This is a genomic window from Aporhodopirellula aestuarii, assembly GCF_023701485.1.
Taxonomy (GTDB): Bacteria; Planctomycetota; Planctomycetia; order Pirellulales; family Pirellulaceae; genus Rhodopirellula; species Rhodopirellula aestuarii.
Genome location: NZ_JAMQBK010000141.1, coordinates 474 through 17,512, shown reverse-complemented (window position 1 = coordinate 17,512; position 17,039 = coordinate 474). Strand labels below are relative to the sequence as shown.

General features: G+C 57.8%; 13 protein-coding genes. 12 read left to right on the top strand and 1 reads right to left on the bottom strand.

Annotation, left to right across the window (positions count from 1 at the left end; genetic code table 11):
• Nucleotides 1-181: 181 nt before the first annotated feature.
• From NB063_RS31700 to ccoS, 12 genes are all read left to right on the top strand, one after another.
• Entirely contained in the window at nucleotides 182-1,081 is a 900-nt protein-coding gene (locus NB063_RS31700; RefSeq protein ID WP_250933801.1) for a prephenate dehydrogenase, read from the top strand.
• A 50-nt stretch (nucleotides 1,082-1,131) separates the two neighbouring features.
• On the top strand, nucleotides 1,132-4,152 hold the full coding sequence (gene purL / locus NB063_RS31695) for a phosphoribosylformylglycinamidine synthase subunit PurL (protein WP_250933800.1): 3,021 nt from the start codon (nucleotides 1,132-1,134) through the stop codon (nucleotides 4,150-4,152).
• A 20-nt stretch (nucleotides 4,153-4,172) separates the two neighbouring features.
• Nucleotides 4,173-4,868 carry an RsmD family RNA methyltransferase gene (locus NB063_RS31690; RefSeq protein WP_250933799.1) on the top strand — a complete coding sequence of 232 codons (696 nt, stop codon included), beginning with the start codon at nucleotides 4,173-4,175 and terminating at the stop codon, nucleotides 4,866-4,868.
• A gap of 65 nt (nucleotides 4,869-4,933) precedes the next feature.
• A complete protein-coding gene (locus NB063_RS31685; protein WP_250933798.1) occupies nucleotides 4,934-5,380 on the top strand; it encodes a hypothetical protein in 447 nt (148 codons plus the stop codon).
• 508 nt (nucleotides 5,381-5,888) lie between these two features.
• On the top strand, nucleotides 5,889-8,258 hold the full coding sequence (gene ccoN / locus NB063_RS31680) for a cytochrome-c oxidase, cbb3-type subunit I (protein WP_250933797.1): 2,370 nt from the start codon (nucleotides 5,889-5,891) through the stop codon (nucleotides 8,256-8,258).
• Nucleotides 8,259-8,359: 101 nt separating this feature from the next.
• Nucleotides 8,360-8,533, top strand: a complete 174-nt coding sequence (locus NB063_RS31675; RefSeq protein WP_250933796.1) for a hypothetical protein — start codon at nucleotides 8,360-8,362, stop codon at nucleotides 8,531-8,533.
• Nucleotides 8,533-9,171, top strand: coding sequence for a cbb3-type cytochrome c oxidase N-terminal domain-containing protein (locus tag NB063_RS31670; protein ID WP_250933794.1), 639 nt, complete (start codon nucleotides 8,533-8,535; stop codon nucleotides 9,169-9,171). The genes NB063_RS31675 and NB063_RS31670 overlap by 1 nt, the downstream gene beginning before the upstream one ends.
• Before the next feature lie 70 nt (nucleotides 9,172-9,241).
• Nucleotides 9,242-10,807: a cytochrome c oxidase accessory protein CcoG gene (gene ccoG, locus NB063_RS31665; RefSeq protein WP_250933792.1), complete on the top strand. Its 1,566-nt coding sequence runs from the start codon at nucleotides 9,242-9,244 to the stop codon at nucleotides 10,805-10,807.
• Between the two features lie 61 nt (nucleotides 10,808-10,868).
• Complete coding sequence (locus NB063_RS31660) at nucleotides 10,869-11,384, top strand: FixH family protein (protein WP_250933790.1); 516 nt, start codon at nucleotides 10,869-10,871, stop codon at nucleotides 11,382-11,384.
• Nucleotides 11,385-11,572: 188 nt separating this feature from the next.
• Complete coding sequence (locus NB063_RS31655) at nucleotides 11,573-12,556, top strand: sulfite exporter TauE/SafE family protein (protein WP_250933788.1); 984 nt, start codon at nucleotides 11,573-11,575, stop codon at nucleotides 12,554-12,556.
• Entirely contained in the window at nucleotides 12,553-15,129 is a 2,577-nt protein-coding gene (locus NB063_RS31650; protein ID WP_250933786.1) for a heavy metal translocating P-type ATPase, read from the top strand. The genes NB063_RS31655 and NB063_RS31650 overlap by 4 nt, the downstream gene beginning before the upstream one ends.
• Complete coding sequence (gene ccoS, locus NB063_RS31645; protein WP_250933785.1) at nucleotides 15,126-15,287, top strand: cbb3-type cytochrome oxidase assembly protein CcoS; 162 nt, start codon at nucleotides 15,126-15,128, stop codon at nucleotides 15,285-15,287. The genes NB063_RS31650 and ccoS overlap by 4 nt, the downstream gene beginning before the upstream one ends.
• A 2-nt stretch (nucleotides 15,288-15,289) precedes the next feature.
• Here ccoS and NB063_RS31640 read toward each other — a convergent pair whose 3' ends face one another.
• Complete coding sequence (locus tag NB063_RS31640; RefSeq protein ID WP_250933784.1) at nucleotides 15,290-16,855, bottom strand: protein kinase domain-containing protein; 1,566 nt, start codon at nucleotides 16,853-16,855, stop codon at nucleotides 15,290-15,292.
• Nucleotides 16,856-17,039 lie beyond the last annotated feature (184 nt).

The following is a 17,039-nucleotide window of genomic DNA, read 5'->3' as shown; positions in this document are numbered from 1 at the left end:
GTCGCAAATCGGTTGATTTTGAAGATAACAGACTGTATTTCGAGCAAATCAGGTTGATGCGGATACGGCAGGGATTTTCGCGACCTCGGTCCGGCCTACGCAATACCCGGGCTAGCCCCGCAGGCTCGCCGCACGACTATCCCACTTAGCAGACCGTAGGCGATGCGATATTCTGCCGCTTGTGAACACGTCTGCTCCCCACACCGACTTCTCCGAAGCCCCGATTCGCACGATTGCCGTGGTCGGGCTGGGGTTGCTCGGTGGTAGCGTGGCGAAAGCGGTCCGGCGCGGCAACGGAGGCGAAAGCATCCGGGTAATCGGCTGTGCCCGCCGTGAAGAAACCCGCCAATTCGCGATCGAAAACGGATTTGTCGACGACGTGACCTCGGATCACATCGAGGCTGCGTCCCAAGCCGACCTCGTGCTGATCGCCACACCGGTCGACCGAATCGCGGATTACGTGATCGAAATCGCCTCCCAATGCCCTCGCGTGTTAATGACCGACGTCGGCAGCACGAAATTTCGCATCGTCGAAGCGGTCAACTGCGTGCCGGAAGCGGCGTCCCGATTCGTCGCCGCTCACCCCATCGCGGGCAGCGAAAAAACGGGCCTGCAGCACGCCTGCGGGAATCTGTTCGTCGAAAAAACGATCGTCATCACCCCGTCTGGAAAAGAAGCTCCGGGCGTCATCGATGCGGTCACGCGTTTTTGGCAATCGACCGGCGGCCGGGTCGTGCAATTGACGCCCCGACGTCACGATGACCTACTGGCGGTCACCTCCCACATGCCGCATTTGATGTCGTCGCTCGTGGCCAATCAATTGCCGGTCGAAGCGATCCCGATGATCGGCACCGGATGGCTCGACACGACCCGCATCGCGGCGGGTGATGAAGGGCTGTGGACGGCGATTGTTTCGGAAAACCGCGACGCGATTCTTGATGCACTCGAGCACACCGCCAAAAATCTTGGCGACCTGATTCGGTCCATCCGCTCCCAAGACGACGATTCTTTGATGACCTTTTTGCGTGACGCACGCGAGAAACGCGAGTCGGCCAAACCCACGCCGACTCTCCCCCAATAACTCAACCTCAATCTTTCCTTCGTAAATCCCCTCCCAGAGAGTTTCCAGCCATGCCGCTTTGGCAAATCGACATTCATCCGGCACCCGAGCAAGTCGACCGGATGGGACTGCAGACCGCTGACGAAATCCATCAACTCGGCCTCGGCGACAACCTCACCGTCGCCGCCGCCCGCGGATATTTGGTCGAAGGCGAGATCAGTGAAGAACAAGCCGAGCAGATCGCCGCGACACTGCTGGCCGATGCCGTTACCGAACGGACCGTTGTCGGACGACTGTCAGCGACATCGACCAACGGGTCCTTCAGCGACGAATTGTCTGAGCCGCCCGAATCGATGATGGAAAACCTCGCCGAACGAGGCGTCGAAGACCATCCGCACCTTGTTCATGTGATGAGCAAACCGGGCGTGATGGATCCGGTCGCCGCGAGTACCCAAGGTGCCCTCGCCGACAGCGGCCTCGATGCGGATGCCGTCAAAACGTTTCGCAAATATTGGATCTCGGGCACCGACGAAACCGGTTTGCAAGCGATCTGTCGCCGTGCTCTGTCCAACGATTCGATCGAGACGTACGTGGTCGGACCACTGCAGATGGACCGACTCGGCGTCGGATCACAGAGCGAGTTTGAGTTGATCCGCGTTCCGATCCGCGAACTCGACGACGCGGGTTTGGAAAAGCTTTCCAAAGACGGCCAGCTCTACCTGACGCTCGTCGAAATGCAAACGATTCGTGACCATTTTGTTTCCCTCGATCGCGACCCCACCGACATCGAGCTCGAATCGGTCGCTCAGACTTGGTCGGAACACTGCAGCCACAAGACGCTTGCCGGCCGGATTCACTACCGCGGCCCGTCCGCCGACGGAACGCCCGGTGGCGACGAGCGACAATACAACAACATGCTCAAAGAGACGATTTTCGAAGCGACCCAGTCGATCCGCCGGAGTTTGGGCGAGAACGATTGGTGCGTAAGCGTGTTTAAAGACAACGCGGGCGTCGTCACGTTTGACGAACAAGATCACGTGTGCTTCAAAGTCGAAACCCACAACCACCCCTCGGCACTCGAACCTTATGGCGGTGCCAACACGGGCATCGGCGGTGTGATCCGTGACCCGATGGGCACGGGCATGGGTGCCAAACCGATTTGCAACACCGACATTTTCTGCTTCGCGCCACCTGACGTGACACCCGATGAATTGCCACCGGGCGTGCTGCACCCGAGACGGGTGATCCAAGGTGTCGTGTCGGGTGTCCGTGACTACGGAAACCGGATGGGCATCCCAACGGTTAACGGCGCCGTCTACTTCGATCGACGTTACCTCGGTAATCCGTTGGTCTACTGCGGCAACGCCGGCATCATTCCTGTGGGGATGGAAGACAAAGAAGTCAAACCGAATGATTTAATCGTTGCCATCGGCGGCCGCACCGGGCGCGACGGCATCCACGGGGCGACGTTCAGCAGTGCCGAGTTAACCAGTGAATCAGAATCATTGTCCGGTGGTGCGGTGCAAATCGGTAACGCGATCACCGAGAAGATGGTGCTCGACGTGCTGATGCAAGCTCGCGACCGGGGGCTCTATAACGCCGTCACCGACTGCGGTGCGGGCGGGTTCAGCAGCGCCGTCGGCGAGATGGGCGAGGAACTCGGCGCCGAAGTTTGGCTCGACAAAGCCCCGCTGAAGTATGACGGTTTGACGTACACGGAAATCTGGATTTCCGAAGCACAAGAGCGAATGGTGCTGGCGGTTCCGGAATCCAAATGGGAGGAACTGCGAGAACTCTGCGAAAGCGAAGGCGTCGAAGCGGCGGCGATCGGACGATTCGTGCCGACCGGGCGATTGAAGCTCACCTATCAAGGCGAAACGGTCGGCGATGTCGCCATGTCGTTCTTGCACGACGGACGCCCGCCGGTGATCCGCGACGCGGTCTACGATCCGCCTGCCACGACGCCGCTGTCGATCGGTGCACGCAAGGCGTCGGAGAATGCGCAGACTTTGCTCGGGATCCTTGGCAGCTACAACGTGGCCAGCAAGCACTGGGTGATCCGCCAGTACGATCACGAAGTGCAGGCGGGTAGCGTCGTCAAACCGCTGGTCGGCCCACAGTGCGACGGTCCCGGCGATGCCGCCGTCGTGCGTCCCAAACTCAACAGCTATCGCGGGCTTGTGATCTCGTGCGGCATGAACCCACACTACGGCGATTTCGACACCTACCACATGGCGACCTCCGCGATCGACGAAGCGATGCGAAACGCCATCGCGGTCGGAGCCGATCCGGCGAAAGTCGCGATCCTCGACAATTTCTGTTGGGGATACACCGACCGTCCCGAAACACTCGGATCGCTCGTCCGCAGCGCGATCGCCTGCCAAGACATGGCCGTGGTGCTGCAAACACCGTTTGTCAGCGGCAAGGACAGCTTGAACAACGAGTTCAGCTACTTTGACGACAACGGTGACAAGCAAACGATCGCGATCCCGCCAAGCCTGTTGATCAGTGCGATGGGCCAGATCGACGACGTTCGCGGTGCAATCACGATGGATCTCAAAGAGGCGGGTAACGTGCTGTTACTCGTTGGCAAGACACGCCGCGAATTTGGCGGCTCGCATTATTGCCTCGTCGAAAACGTCAGCGGCGGCGAAGTCCCGCAGGTCGATCCCGTTTACGCCAAAAACGTTTTCGCGACCGTGCATGCGTCGATCAAAGACCGTGAAATTCGTTCCTGTCACGATTTGAGCGAGGGCGGCTTTGCCGTCGCCGCGACCGAAATGGCATTGGCGGGTGGACTCGGCCTGGACATCGCGATCGACGATGTGCCGCGAACCGACTCTGGCGACGAACCATTGAGCAGCACCGAGGTTCTGTTCAGCGAATCCAACACGCGATTCCTGATCGAAGTTGAACCGGCCGATGTCGATTCGCTCATCGCTCGCTTCACCGCCGCCGGCGTGCCCATCACGCGACTCGGTGAAGTGACTTCAGGAACGAACGTTTGCATCCGCGACGGTTCCGACGTCGTGCTCGATGTGGAAATCGCAGACGCGAAATCCGCATGGCAAGCACCACTGGATTGGCATTGATTCCTCCCACGAAAACCACCATGAAACCGAAGCCAAAATCAAAGCCCAAACCAAAAGCCAAAGGGAAGGGCAAAGGCAAACCGGACTCCAAAGCCAAGCCGACGAAGCTCCGGATCATCGGTGGTGACATGGGCGGCCGTACCGTGACCTATCACGGTGAGGAATTCACACGCCCGATGCGTGACAGCGTTCGTGAGAACTTGTTTAACATTCTCGGCCGGGGCGTGCGTGGCACGACCGCCTTCGATCTGTTCGCCGGTACCGGTGTATTGGCGTTTGAAGCGATCAGCCGCGGGGCGATTCGCGCCGTGGCGGTCGAACCGATGCGTCCCGCCGCCGACCAAATCCGCAAAACCGTCGAGCACCTTGAACTCGAATCGAAATTCACGCTTCTGACCGCGGACGCATTTGCAGTGGCGGATCGGCTGCTGACCGCAACCGACGGGGACGACACGCCGTGGGTCGTTTTTCTGAGTCCGCCGTATCGATTCTGGACCGATCCCGAATTCTTCCCCAAACTTTCGGCAATCATCACGCGGGTCCAGCGGCATGCGCCGCCGGGCAGCATTCTGGTTGCGGAAACCGACTACACGTTTGATTTGGACCTGTTGCCTCCCGGCGATTGGGACATCCGTGCGTATGGAATCACCCGGCTCGCGTTCATCGAACCGGGGAACCACTGCGGATTGAACTTGCCCGATTCTCTCTCACTTTGACGCGGTCAACCTAACGCCCCTGTTTGGACGTCCCCTTCCGACCGGTTTTTGAAAGCCAACGACTCATGCTTTTTCTTGATACGATTTCTCGCATCGTTCACGTCGCGACCGCGATCACTCTCGTCGGCGGCAGCGTGTTTCTCCTCTGCGTGCTGTTGCCGTCGGCCAAAACTCTGTCCGAAGACGCACACAAGCAACTCGCCCAAGCGATCAATGGCCGTTGGAAACGATTCATCCATGGCGGCATCGCGTTGTTTTTGATCAGTGGTTTCTACAACTACTTTCGTGCGATCCCGAACCACAAAGGTGATGGTTTGTACCACGGTTTGCTCGGGGCGAAGATGCTGATGGCATTCGTCATCTTCTTCTTTGCATCGGCCTTGGTCGGTCGTAGCGCCCGTTTTGACGGCATGCGTGCCAACAGAGCGAAATGGCTTCGCGTGATCGTGATTCTGGCCGCGATCATCGTTTGCATCTCTGGCTTCTTGAAGATTCGCGGCGTCGCGCTGTAGCGTTTCGCAACCTCCTTCGCGGCGATGGCAGCACGATGCCACGCCGTCATCGCGGCGAGACCAGCACGTTGTGCTAGCGATCGCAATCGCTGCTGCGCAGAGGATTGGAAATCGAGCGTGCTTTAAGGTCGTCAAATCGTGCGACGAAATGACACTGCGACTTCCTTTCCCCCCGTCGTGCGTTATCTTCGGAGCCAGTGTCAGGCGGCGAGTAACGCTTCGTTTAACAACGTGCACTATCGCACGAAGCAAAACAGGCGTGCGTATTCGCCCGCAGATAAGCAACCGTGCTGTGGTGTCTTTTTCGCACATTATGCGGCCAATACGCGGGTGTTTCGTCACGCAAGTTGTATGCCGGCACTTCTGCGGGCTACAATCTGGCCGTTTGGCACTGGGGTTGTTCTAAGGGTGACATCCATCCTTGCGAGCACGCAACCGTCGTATTTGCACACACCGTTCTAAGGCGTCTACGTGGACGCCATTTTTCGTACCGACTCAGAGGAAAAAGATGGCGACAGTGACGTCGACCGATGCACCGCAAGGCGGGGTAGTCGAAGGCCATGGCGCGACCAATGCCGGTCGCATGGAAGAATTTAGCTACGACGATTCGATCGTGCGGATGTTTGCCACGGCGACCATCGTATGGGCGATCGTGGCGACGTTGGCGGGGCTGTTGGTAGCCGTGCTTCTGATTCTGCCGGGATTGGCCGGAGGGTCGCAGTATTTCAGTTTCGCGCGACTTCGTCCGCTGCACACCAACGCGGCGATTTTCGCGTTCGCGGGCAACGCCATTTTTGCCGCCGTGTATTACAGCACCCAGCGGTTGTGCAAAGCACGGATGTGGAGCGACGCTCTGAGCCGGATGCACTTTTGGGGCTGGCAATTAATCATCGTGTTGGCGGCGATCACGCTACCGCTCGGGATCACGCAAAGTAAAGAATACGCGGAACTGCAATGGCCGATCGATATTTTGATCGCGGTCGTGTGGTTGTTCATCTTCGGCGGCAACTTCCTGATGACGTTGATCCACCGACGTGAACGTCATATGTATGTCGCGTTGTGGTTTTACATCGCGACCATCGTGACGGTCGCGTTGTTGCACGTGTTCAACAACTTGGTCGTGCCGATCGGTTGGTTCGCGAGCATTCCTGTATACGCGGGTGTGCAGGACGCGTTCATGCAGTGGTGGTACGGTCACAACGCGGTCGCGTTTTTCTTGACGACACCGTTCCTGGGGTTGATGTATTACTTCCTCCCCAAGGCTGCCGAACGTCCGGTGTTCAGCTATCGGTTGAGCATCATTCACTTCTGGTCGCTGGTATTCATTTATATCTGGGCCGGCCCTCACCACTTGCACTACACATCGTTGCCCGAATGGGCGAGCACGCTGGGCATGTTGTTCAGCCTGATGCTCTGGATGCCGAGTTGGGGCGGGATGATCAACGGTCTGCTCACCTTGCGGGGAGCCTGGCACAAGGTCGCCGCCGATCCGGTTTTGAAATTCTTTGTCGTCGGCGTGACGTTCTATGGAATGAGCACGTTTGAAGGCCCGATGTTGTCGGTCAAAGCGATCAACGCGTTCACCCACTACACCGACTGGACAATCGCCCACGTGCACTCCGGCGCATTGGGTTGGAACGGATTCATGGCGTTCGGCATGCTGTACTGGATGTTGCCCCGCATTTTCCAAACGAAGATCTGGAGTGACAAACTCGTCAGTCTGCACTTCTGGATCGGAACGCTCGGCATTCTGCTTTACATCATTCCGATTTACGCTGCCGGGCTCATGCAAGGTTGGATGTGGCGTGCGATGGATGACACCGGACACCTGATGTATCCAGACTTCGTCGAAACAACCCAATCGATCGTGCCGCTGTGGTGGCTACGAGTGGTTGGCGGTTTGCTCTATGTCAGCGGCACGTTGATGCTCGGCGTCAACGCACTGATGACCTGGATGAATCGCCCATCGGAATACGAAGTTCCGGTCATTTCGGCACCTCGTTTGTCGAAGGAATACAACGTCACCGAACCGAAAGCCAAGAGTCACCTCGAAGGCGCTCCTGTGCTTGATCTGAGCAAAAAGCTCGACATTTTCGGCCGGATGGGGTGGCACCGCTCATGGGAACGTTTGCCGGTGAAGTTCACGGTATTGACGACTCTCGCGGTGATTGTCGCGACGTTATTCGAAGCAATCCCAACGTTCTTGATTCGCACCAACGTGCCGACCATTGCTACGGTCAAACCGTACACACCGTTGGAACTGGCCGGTCGTCACATTTTTGTCTCCGAAGGCTGTTACAACTGCCACTCGCAAATGATCCGCCCGATGGTTTCCGAAACCAAACGTTATGGCGAATACAGCAAACCGGGTGAATCGATTTACGATCGTCCGTTCCAGTGGGGCAGTCGCCGGATCGGTCCGGACTTGGCCCGCGAAGGCGGCAAGCAAAGCAGTTTTTGGCATTGGACTCACTTTGAAAACCCAGAGAACGTTTCGCCGGGTTCGGTGATGCCGAGTTACGAACACCTGTTGACCGAGGACTTGAAGTACGACGCCATCGCCCCGCACGTCCAAGCGGCAGCGTATTTGGGTGCGGAATATTCCGAGGCTGACCTCAACGACACGGCCAACGTTGCGATGGCTCAGGCCGAACGAATCGCGGCCGAAATTGTCGAGCAGGGTGGTCCGGCGAAAACGTACGAAAAGCAAGCGGTCGCTCTGATCGCTTACTTGCAACGCATCGGCATCGACTTGTTCGCCGAAGAAACTCCTGCGGAAGCAGTCCCCGCGGAGACCGCACCCGAAGGCGAAGCGGCACCCACCGACGAACCGGCCGAAGTTGCCATGAACCATGCGAACGGATCGCAAATTGACTGACTGAAGTCCACGTGAATCATAATCTCGGTCTCACCGCATTGTGCGTTTGAGTCCGAGAGTTGCCAAACCAACCAATTCCTCTCGAGCGAGAATCAAAACGGATGATTAAAGACTTAGTTTGTGCGTTGGACTACTCAGCGTGTGCCGAATGGGCTCTGGCGTTGTTCGTGGTCGCATTTGCCACGATCACGTATGGAACCTTGAAGCTCAGCCAAAATGCATCGGATCGTTTTGCATCGATCCCATTGACCGATCACGTGGAGGATCCTCGCTAATGAGTTCAGCAGCATCTGAAAACAAGTCGGTCGTCGGCGATGCGCCGAAGACAGATCACGCGTATGACGGTATCGAAGAGTTTGACAATCCGTTGCCGGGTTGGTGGAAGTGGCTGTTTATCGCAACGATCGCTTTTTGTCCGCCGTATTGGTTGTATTACCACGGCGGCACGCCAGGCCGATCGATCGAAGACAGCTACGGGGTGGCACTCGCCGAAAACACCCGTCTGCAGTTTGAAGAAATTGGCGAACTGAAACCCGATGCCGCAACCCTCGTCGAGTACATGCACAAGGACAATTGGCTGCGTGTCGGAAAGATCGTTTTCCAAACGCACTGCGTGTCCTGTCACGATCGAGACGGTCAAGGCAAAGTCGGCCCGAACTTGACGGACGAATACTTCAAAAACGTCAACACCATCGAAGACATCGCGAAGGTGGTCAACAACGGGGCGGCAGCGGGTGCGATGCCCAAATGGTCGAACCGTTTGCATCCTAACGAAGTCGTATTGGTGTCGGCATACGTGGCCAGCATGCGGGGTGAGAACCTCGACGGGCCACGCGGCGCAGAAGGCAAAACCATTCCGCCATGGCCGGAATACACCCCCGAAGCGGCGACGGAATCGGATTCCGCTCCATAGCGACCATGGTCGCGGGGAACGTGGGGCGTAGCCGCACGTTCCCTCCTTTTTACCTGAGAACTGAAATCTAATGAGTGACGCGTTTTCCCTCCCCATCGGTTCCGGGGATGGCGATCTGTCGAACCATGCCGGAGGTTGCGGGAAGTGCGAGAACTGCTCGTGCGACGACCAACCAAACGACAAGCTTCACGAACATGCTCACGCCTCCGAGGCCGTGTCCAATAACGATTCGGCCGGTAAAACAGGCCCCGGCAATGAGGCGTTGCTGACTCCGGACGAACACGTGCTCAGCACACTCGAGCGGGACGGGAGTCGACGTTGGCTCAGGCCAAAATTGTCGATGGGCAAGTGGTGGAAGAAACGACGCGTCGTCGCATATGTCTTGATGGTCGTTTTCGTAGCGATCCCACACCTGCGTATCGGCGGAAAACCGGTCGTGCTGCTCGACCTCGTCTCGCGGCAATTGACGGTGCTTGGGAAGACGTTTTACCCGACTGATACGCTGATTCTTGCTTTCGGCATGCTATCGGTCTTCATCACCATCGTGTTGGTGACCGCCATCGCGGGTCGTGCGTGGTGTGGTTGGGCATGCCCACAAACGGTGTACATGGAATTCCTGTTTCGCCCGATCGATCGGTTCTTCGAAGGGACGACTGGCAAGGGCGGCAAACCACGTGACGGCATGGGCGGGCTGCGCGCCGTCGCACGACTCGCTGTTTACCTGATTCTGTGCATGTTCCTGGCCCACACGTTCCTGGCATACTTCGTCGGCACGGATCGTTTGGCCGAGTGGATTCGACTTTCACCTCTAGAGCATCCTTCAGCGTTTCTCGTCATGGCGGCGGTGACGGGTTTGATGCTGTTTGATTTCTTGATCTTCCGCGAGCAACTCTGCTTGATCGCGTGCCCGTACGGCCGCTTTCAATCGGTCATGCTCGACGAGCAATCAAAAATCGTGGCCTATGATCCTGTTCGCGGCGAACCTCGGGCGAAAGGCAAACGTCCCTCCGCGACTCCCGCAGGCGATTGCGTGGACTGCAATCAGTGCGTGGTCGTTTGTCCGACCGGCATCGATATCCGCAAGGGACTGCAGATGGAGTGCATCAACTGCACGCAGTGTATCGATGCCTGTGACAACGTGATGTCGCGAGTCGGGTTGCCGACGGGATTGATCCGGTACAGTTCTCAGGACGAGATCGCCAGAAAGCCCAAAAAGCTCTTGCGTGCACGAACGATCGTTTATCCGGTTATCTTGCTCGCCGTGATGAGCGGATTTGCCTACGCGGTTTCGAGTAAGGTTGGCTTCGATGCCCGGCTGCTGCGAGGCAAAGGCGCTCCGTTTTCGATTTCCACCACGGGCTCGGTCAATAATTCGTTTAAATTACGGTTAGTCAATCGAACTCAGCAGGATCAGACGTACACGCTCACGATCGACACCCCCGAAGGCGTATCGCTCGAAGTGATCCAGGAAGAACTGCTATCACTACCCCCGGGCGGCAACGTGCTCGTCCCTTTGAGCGTTGAGTTCAAACCGATACTGACCCGTGGCCAAGGCAACGCACCCGCGGTGCTGGTTGTCCGTGATGAGAGTGAACATCGTGACGAGATCAATTTTAAGATCCTCGGACCTCGTTAAAGATCGCGTTTGAGCGCCCTCAAACGCATCATGCACATAGAACCCTGAATGGAAAATCGACTTGAATCATAAAACCGAAACTGAAGTGAAGGCGGAACGGAGTGCGAAGCGGTTCTACACCGGTTTGGTGCTATTGTTGTTCGCGATCCAGTGCACGATTTTGGGCACGGCACTCAAACTCGCTGTGGGCGATCCGGCACTCGCAGTCGTGCCTGATTACCATCAAGCGGCACTGAATTGGGACGCGACGCAAGCTGCCAACGGGGCCGCCGCAAAGATGGGCTGGGACGTTGAAATTGAAGTTTCCGACGTTGCCGACGGGCGTGGGATGCGGGCGATGCAGTTGCTCGTCAGTGACCAAACAGGCAAACCCGTTACTGATTTGAAAGTACTCGGGAAGGCCTATCATCACGCCGCCGCCAATCAGGTTGAACGTTTCGAACTAAACAATGTTGGCGAGGGACGCTACATGGCGATGCCCCCCATGGGCCGAAAAGGTTTGTGGCAGATCGAACTCCAAATTCAGAATGCGGGTGAACCGATGTCACTTGTCAAAACCGTTGAATTCAAGAGTTAGAACTTTTTTAGAAAAGACGTAGGCTCTTGATAGAGTAGTGGTCCACGGTCTAGCGATGGTGGCTACAACGAAGATATCAATGCGCTAACTTGTCTCGACCAGACGCAATGCGTTGACGATAACGAACTGTCCTTCCAAACGCGTCGACAACTTTCAAACACCAGACCAACCATCCGTCATCAAACCTCATGTGGATTCTGATCACCGCCGTCGTTACCGCCAGCCTGCTGGGCAGCATGCACTGCGTCGGGATGTGCGGACCGCTCGCGATTTGGGCGAGTGGCGCCGGTGAACGGGCATCTCGGATGCAGATTGTCACGTCAACCTCGCTGTATCACGTGGGTCGGTTGATCACTTACACGATTGCGGGATTGATTGCCGGAGGCGTTGGCAGCCTCGTCGACGTCGGCGGACAAACGCTCGGCTTCCAACTCGCCGCCGCGCGTGTCGTCGGGACATTGATGGTGGTCATCGGCGTTTGGAAACTGGGAACGATGTTCTTCGCCGGTCGCATCTCCGCGTCGGCAGGACCGACCCCGTCACGGATCGGTGGACTGCTCGTGAAGCTGCGTCCGTTTATTTTTGGATTGCCACCAAGTGCTCGGGCCCTTTCGGTCGGGATGCTGACCACGTTATTGCCCTGTGGATGGCTGTACCTATTCGCCCTGGTAGCTGCCGGAACGGGGAGCGTCCTGATGGGCGGCATCACGATGGCTGCGTTTTGGGTCGGTACGGTTCCCGCATTGACCGCCCTTATCGCGGGCACGCAAACGCTCTCGCATGAATTCGTGCGGATCGTGCCGATCGTGACCGCCCTGCTGTTGATTGTCACCGGCGGAATGACCGCATCGGGGCGAGGATTTGCAAACCTGAGTTCCCTCTCGGACATTAATCCGGCCGTCGCGATCGACCTCTCGTCCACGGGAGCGACCGGAACCGCGTCACAAACTTGCTCCGGCGGGTGTGCGTGTTGTAACGGCGGTCCGTGTGCATGCCAATCGACAGGCTCGTCGTGCACATGTGCGGGTACTCCCAAGACACTTGCCGAGCAAATTGACGATCTGACCAAAACGCCGCTCCCTTGTTGCGTCGGTCCCGCCAGCGCAACCGGAGCTGACAGCACATCCGGATCTGCCACTGTGTCTGACTCCGGGTCATCGGGCACGCCGTGATCGAGCAACAACAGGCGTCTGAGTCGACTCGGCAACGAGTCACGCGGCCATGCGTCCACTGTGGCGAACCGAGCGACAGTTACGCCGAGCAACCTGCGGAAGAAATATTCTGCTGCAACGGTTGTCGCGGTGCCTATGAATTGATTCACGGATGGGGTCTGGAATCCTTTTACGGGCTCCGTGATCAACTCGGCAGCGGCGCGGCGACACGCGTCAAAGATCAGTCGTCGAGATACGACGTCTTTGACAACGATGAATTTCTAGGTCCGTCCAAACCGGAAGCTCGCGACGATGGGCTGATGTGCACCGAACTCGCGGTGCACGGACTGCACTGTGCCGCGTGTGCATGGTTGATCGAAAATGCTGCTCTGCGCACACCTGGATGGAACGTCGCACGGGTCAAGATGAGTGATCACACGCTACGGATCGTCTTTGACCCCACAGCGACCACACTGAGCAAGATCGCACAGTTGCTCGATCGACTCGGTTATGAACTCGCGCCGATTTCAACGCAGCGGGATGACCATTTCCAAAACGAAAACCGTCGACACCTGATCCAGATCGCATTAGCTGGGTTTTGCGCCGCCAATGCGATGTGGATCGCGGTCGCGCTGTATGCCGGCGAAGCGTACGGGGTGGCGGCAGACCATCGATTTTTCATGCGGATGATCGGCACCGGACTCGGTGTTGCGGCGGTCGTCTTCCCGGGACGGACGTTTTTCATCGGTGCTTTTGCATCGCTGAGAACTCGCGTTCCCCACATGGACCTGCCCGTCGCGTTGGGACTGGCGGTCGGGACAATTGTCGGAACCGTCAACGCGATTACTGGCGTCGGTCACCTCTATTTTGATTCGCTCGCGGTACTCGTTTTCTTGTTGCTGATCGGTCGTTGGATTCAGTTCCATCAACAGCACCGCGCGGCCAAGGCGGTGGATCTGTTGCTGCGAATCACACCTCGCCACGCCACACGCGTGAACGATGACGAATCGATTGACACGGTCTTGGTCGACGGGCTCCAAAAGGGCGACCTCGTCCGGATCGGCGCTGGTGAAAACATCCCGGTCGATGGCGAGATCGTTCGCGGTCAAACGTCTGTCGACCGTTCGTTATTGACCGGCGAGAGTTTGCCGGTCGATGCGGGCGAAGGCGATGAAGTTTCGGCGGGGACGTTGAATTTGAGGCGACCTATCGACGTGCGCGTCATCGCGACGGGTGGCGACAGCCGTATCGGCAAAGTCATGCGGTCGGTCGAAGATGCGACCAACGAGAAAATTCCCATCGTGCAGTTCGCCGATTCCGTGGGCGGTGTCTTTGTTGTCATCGTCTCGTTACTAGCGATAGGGTCGTTCGCGTTGTGGTTGCCTGATGGATGGTCGCTGGCGGCTTCTCACGCCACCGCCCTGTTAATCGTCGCCTGTCCCTGTGCGTTAGCCCTCGCGACTCCGCTCGCGATTTCCGTTTCACTCGGCCGAGCGGCGAAACACAAGGTATTGATTCGAGACGGAAACACGTTCGGGCAACTCGCTCGTGGAGGCACGATTTGGTTCGATAAAACCGGGACGCTGACCAGCGGCCGACCAGACGCTCGATTGGTATGGGGAGCAACCGACGCGGTCGTGCTCGCCGCCTCCGTTGAACAGCAATGCAACCATCCCGTCGCCGAAGCGTTGGTGCGCATGGCCAGAATCAACGGTGACGCGCTGCTGCCCGATGCCGAACTCGAACGCGTTGAAAGGCAAGGCGTCGTTGGCCGTGTTCAAGGATGCGAAATCCTCGTCGGCAGTGCGAACTTCCTGCGGGAACAGGGCTTTGGATTGGGGCGTGAGGTACTCGACGCCATCGATGAATGCACGCGCACCGCAGCCAGCCCCATCCTGATCGCGGTCGGCGGGATCGTCGCCGCGGTCGTCGGCATCTCTGATCCACTCAAACCGCAAGCTCGTGAAACGATTCAAAGGTTGAAAAACCGAGGCTGGCGCGTCGGCATCCTGTCAGGTGATCATCCCGAGATCGTCAGTCATGTGGCAGAACAAGTCGGGCTGAATCCCGACGAAGCGTTCGGGGGACTCAGCCCTGAAGAAAAACTCGCCGCCGTTCGTGGTGACGAACGATTTGGCGGTAAGCCATCGGTGGCTGATAACAGCCAATCTCCCCCGCCAGTGGTCGCGGATGGTGAAACGATCATGCCGCGTCCCAATAGGCGGCATACCACGGTCATGATTGGTGACGGTGCGAATGATGCAGCTGCACTTGCCGCGGCGGATGTCGGGATCGCGGTCCGCGGGGGTGCGGAGGTGAGTTTGCAGGCGGCACCGGTGTTCATTGCCTCCGGCGATCTCGCCAGCATCGAGGATCTCATCGCCGGGTCAAAACGGACCGATTGGCTGATCCGGACTGCCCTCGCGGTTTCATTGGCTTATAATCTGATTGCGGTGGGCCTCGCCATGTTCGGCAAGATTAGCCCGCTGATCGCAGCGGTTTTAATGCCGGTCAGCAGCGTCAGCGTGTTGGCGTTGACGCTCGCGTGGCCAACCTACCCAGACCAGTCTTCCTCGTCGGAGCCGAATTCTTGAGCGTTCTGTTTGTTGCTCTTCCGATCGCGTTGGTACTCGGCGGTGGTGGCGTTTTGGCCTGCGTGTTGTGCATTCGCGGCGGTCAGTACGACGACTTGGACACACCAGCGGTGCGAATGTTGATCGACGACGAGGAGCCGAAAAAGTCGTCGCGGTAAATCTATCCCACCATCCATTCGGGAATGGGTTTCGCCCACGACATGACTTTCTCGTGCGGCCAAGTACGGTCGCCGGGCTCGTACGTCAGTGCACCTTGCAGCGTCGCTCTCAGCTCATCGCTGATCGCCACCTCCTCAGGAAGATGCTCAGGATCGAACCGTTCCTTCTGCAACAGCAGTGACATCCAATCTTTGCGATCGAACAGCTTCTCACCACTGAGAAGTTCGTAGGCCATGCAAGCGAGCGCGTACCAGTCGCCGTTGGAACATACTTTGTCACCTCGCAATTGCTCGGGAGGCATGTAAGCGGGAGTCCCCATCACCGTTTCACTCAGGATGTCGGCGCCGACGACGTTGCAGAGACCAAAGTCGGCGATTGCCGCGGTTCCATCAAGGTTCATCAGAACGTTTGCGGGCTTCAAATCCATGTGAATGATGTTGTTTTGATGGGCATGCAGCAGCCCCGCCGTGATCTGCCCCAAGAGTGCACGAACGCATGCTTCGTCGAGTCGTCCGTAACGCCGCAGTAGCTTCGCGATGTCCTGGCCGTCATACATCGGCATCACCAAAAATCGTGTCCGGTAGTCAATGAACGCATCGATCACCGAAACGATATGCGGATGATTCAAGCTCCGCAGAACATCGGACTCACGTTCAAAGTGCTCGACCGCGTGCGACTCATGAATGAATTGATGACGAAGCATTTTGAGGGCGAGCTTCTGGCCCGGTAGCGTCTCGTTTCGGCATTCGTAAACCACCGCCATGCCGCCGCGACTGATGCAGCGGCTCAGTCGGTATCCCCGGATGGTGCGTCCGCAGAGCGCATCCACTTCACGACTGCCCAACCGGTCGCTGATCAATTGGCTCAGCGCGATTTCAATTTCGGGGTAACGCTGCGTCAGCTCTTTGTACTCTTCAACACCCAATCGCAACGCGACAATAGGCGTGAGTGCGGCTACGGTTGCGGTACATCGCTTGCCGGTCAACAGCGACATTTCACCAACCACGCTGCCGGCACCGCACTGCGCAAACTTAACATCTGACGAGCGAACTTTTTTGGTGACTTCCAACTTACCGCGCACGATGACAAACAGCCCGCCCGCAGGCTGGCCTTGTTTGAGCAGTGTCTCCCCTGCCTCGAATGACACCGACTGCAACCCAGCGTTGAAGTCTCTCGCGGCATCGGCAGAGATCCCCGCCAAGGTCGGACAGTTCAACAGCGACTCGCGAGCCTTGTCGACGCCTGAGGCGGCAGCCTGGGCATGGATTTCGTTGAGCACATCGATATCGATCGTCTCATTGTCCATCGCTACCGAGTCAGCGACGTCGAATGGACAGATCTCACTGAGCGAAAGCCGCGACAAACTCTCCGACTGCATCGCCCGCAGCTGACCGTCGAGTGTCAGGAGTTCTGCAAAGAGTCGTGGGCGAAGCTTCTCGGACGCTTTCTCGACCCAAACCTGGAGCTTGATCCGCTGCGGACTTTGATACCACGCGATCTCGTATTCTTGGCACAAGTCACGGACTTGGTCCAATTCATTCGGCGACAATTCGGTGACAAAATCCACGGCTGCGATCCGGCAAGCAGGCGAAATGGAGCCCCTCCTGAATGAGCGGCTCGACACCTGTATGCTACCCCACCCGCGGATCCGGCACACGACACGATCACGCTGACTGCCATCACCTCTTTTTAAGGGAGCACTGTCCGCCAACCGGTGGAGAGCGACGCACGTCTGCAGGAATCATCTGGCG

Excerpts from the sequence above, each read along its gene's own strand:
- NB063_RS31655 (WP_250933788.1), top strand. The coding sequence starts at position 11,573 with ATGTGGATTCTGATCACCGCCGTCGTTACCGCCAGCCTGCTGGGCAGC.
- ccoN (WP_250933797.1), top strand. The coding sequence starts at position 5,889 with ATGGCGACAGTGACGTCGACCGATGCACCGCAAGGCGGGGTAGTCGAA.
- ccoG (WP_250933792.1), top strand. The coding sequence starts at position 9,242 with ATGAGTGACGCGTTTTCCCTCCCCATCGGTTCCGGGGATGGCGATCTG.
- NB063_RS31685 (WP_250933798.1), top strand. The coding sequence starts at position 4,934 with ATGCTTTTTCTTGATACGATTTCTCGCATCGTTCACGTCGCGACCGCG.
- NB063_RS31670 (WP_250933794.1), top strand. The coding sequence starts at position 8,533 with ATGAGTTCAGCAGCATCTGAAAACAAGTCGGTCGTCGGCGATGCGCCG.
- NB063_RS31690 (WP_250933799.1), top strand. The coding sequence starts at position 4,173 with ATGAAACCGAAGCCAAAATCAAAGCCCAAACCAAAAGCCAAAGGGAAG.
- NB063_RS31675 (WP_250933796.1), top strand. The coding sequence starts at position 8,360 with ATGATTAAAGACTTAGTTTGTGCGTTGGACTACTCAGCGTGTGCCGAA.
- purL (WP_250933800.1), top strand. The coding sequence starts at position 1,132 with ATGCCGCTTTGGCAAATCGACATTCATCCGGCACCCGAGCAAGTCGAC.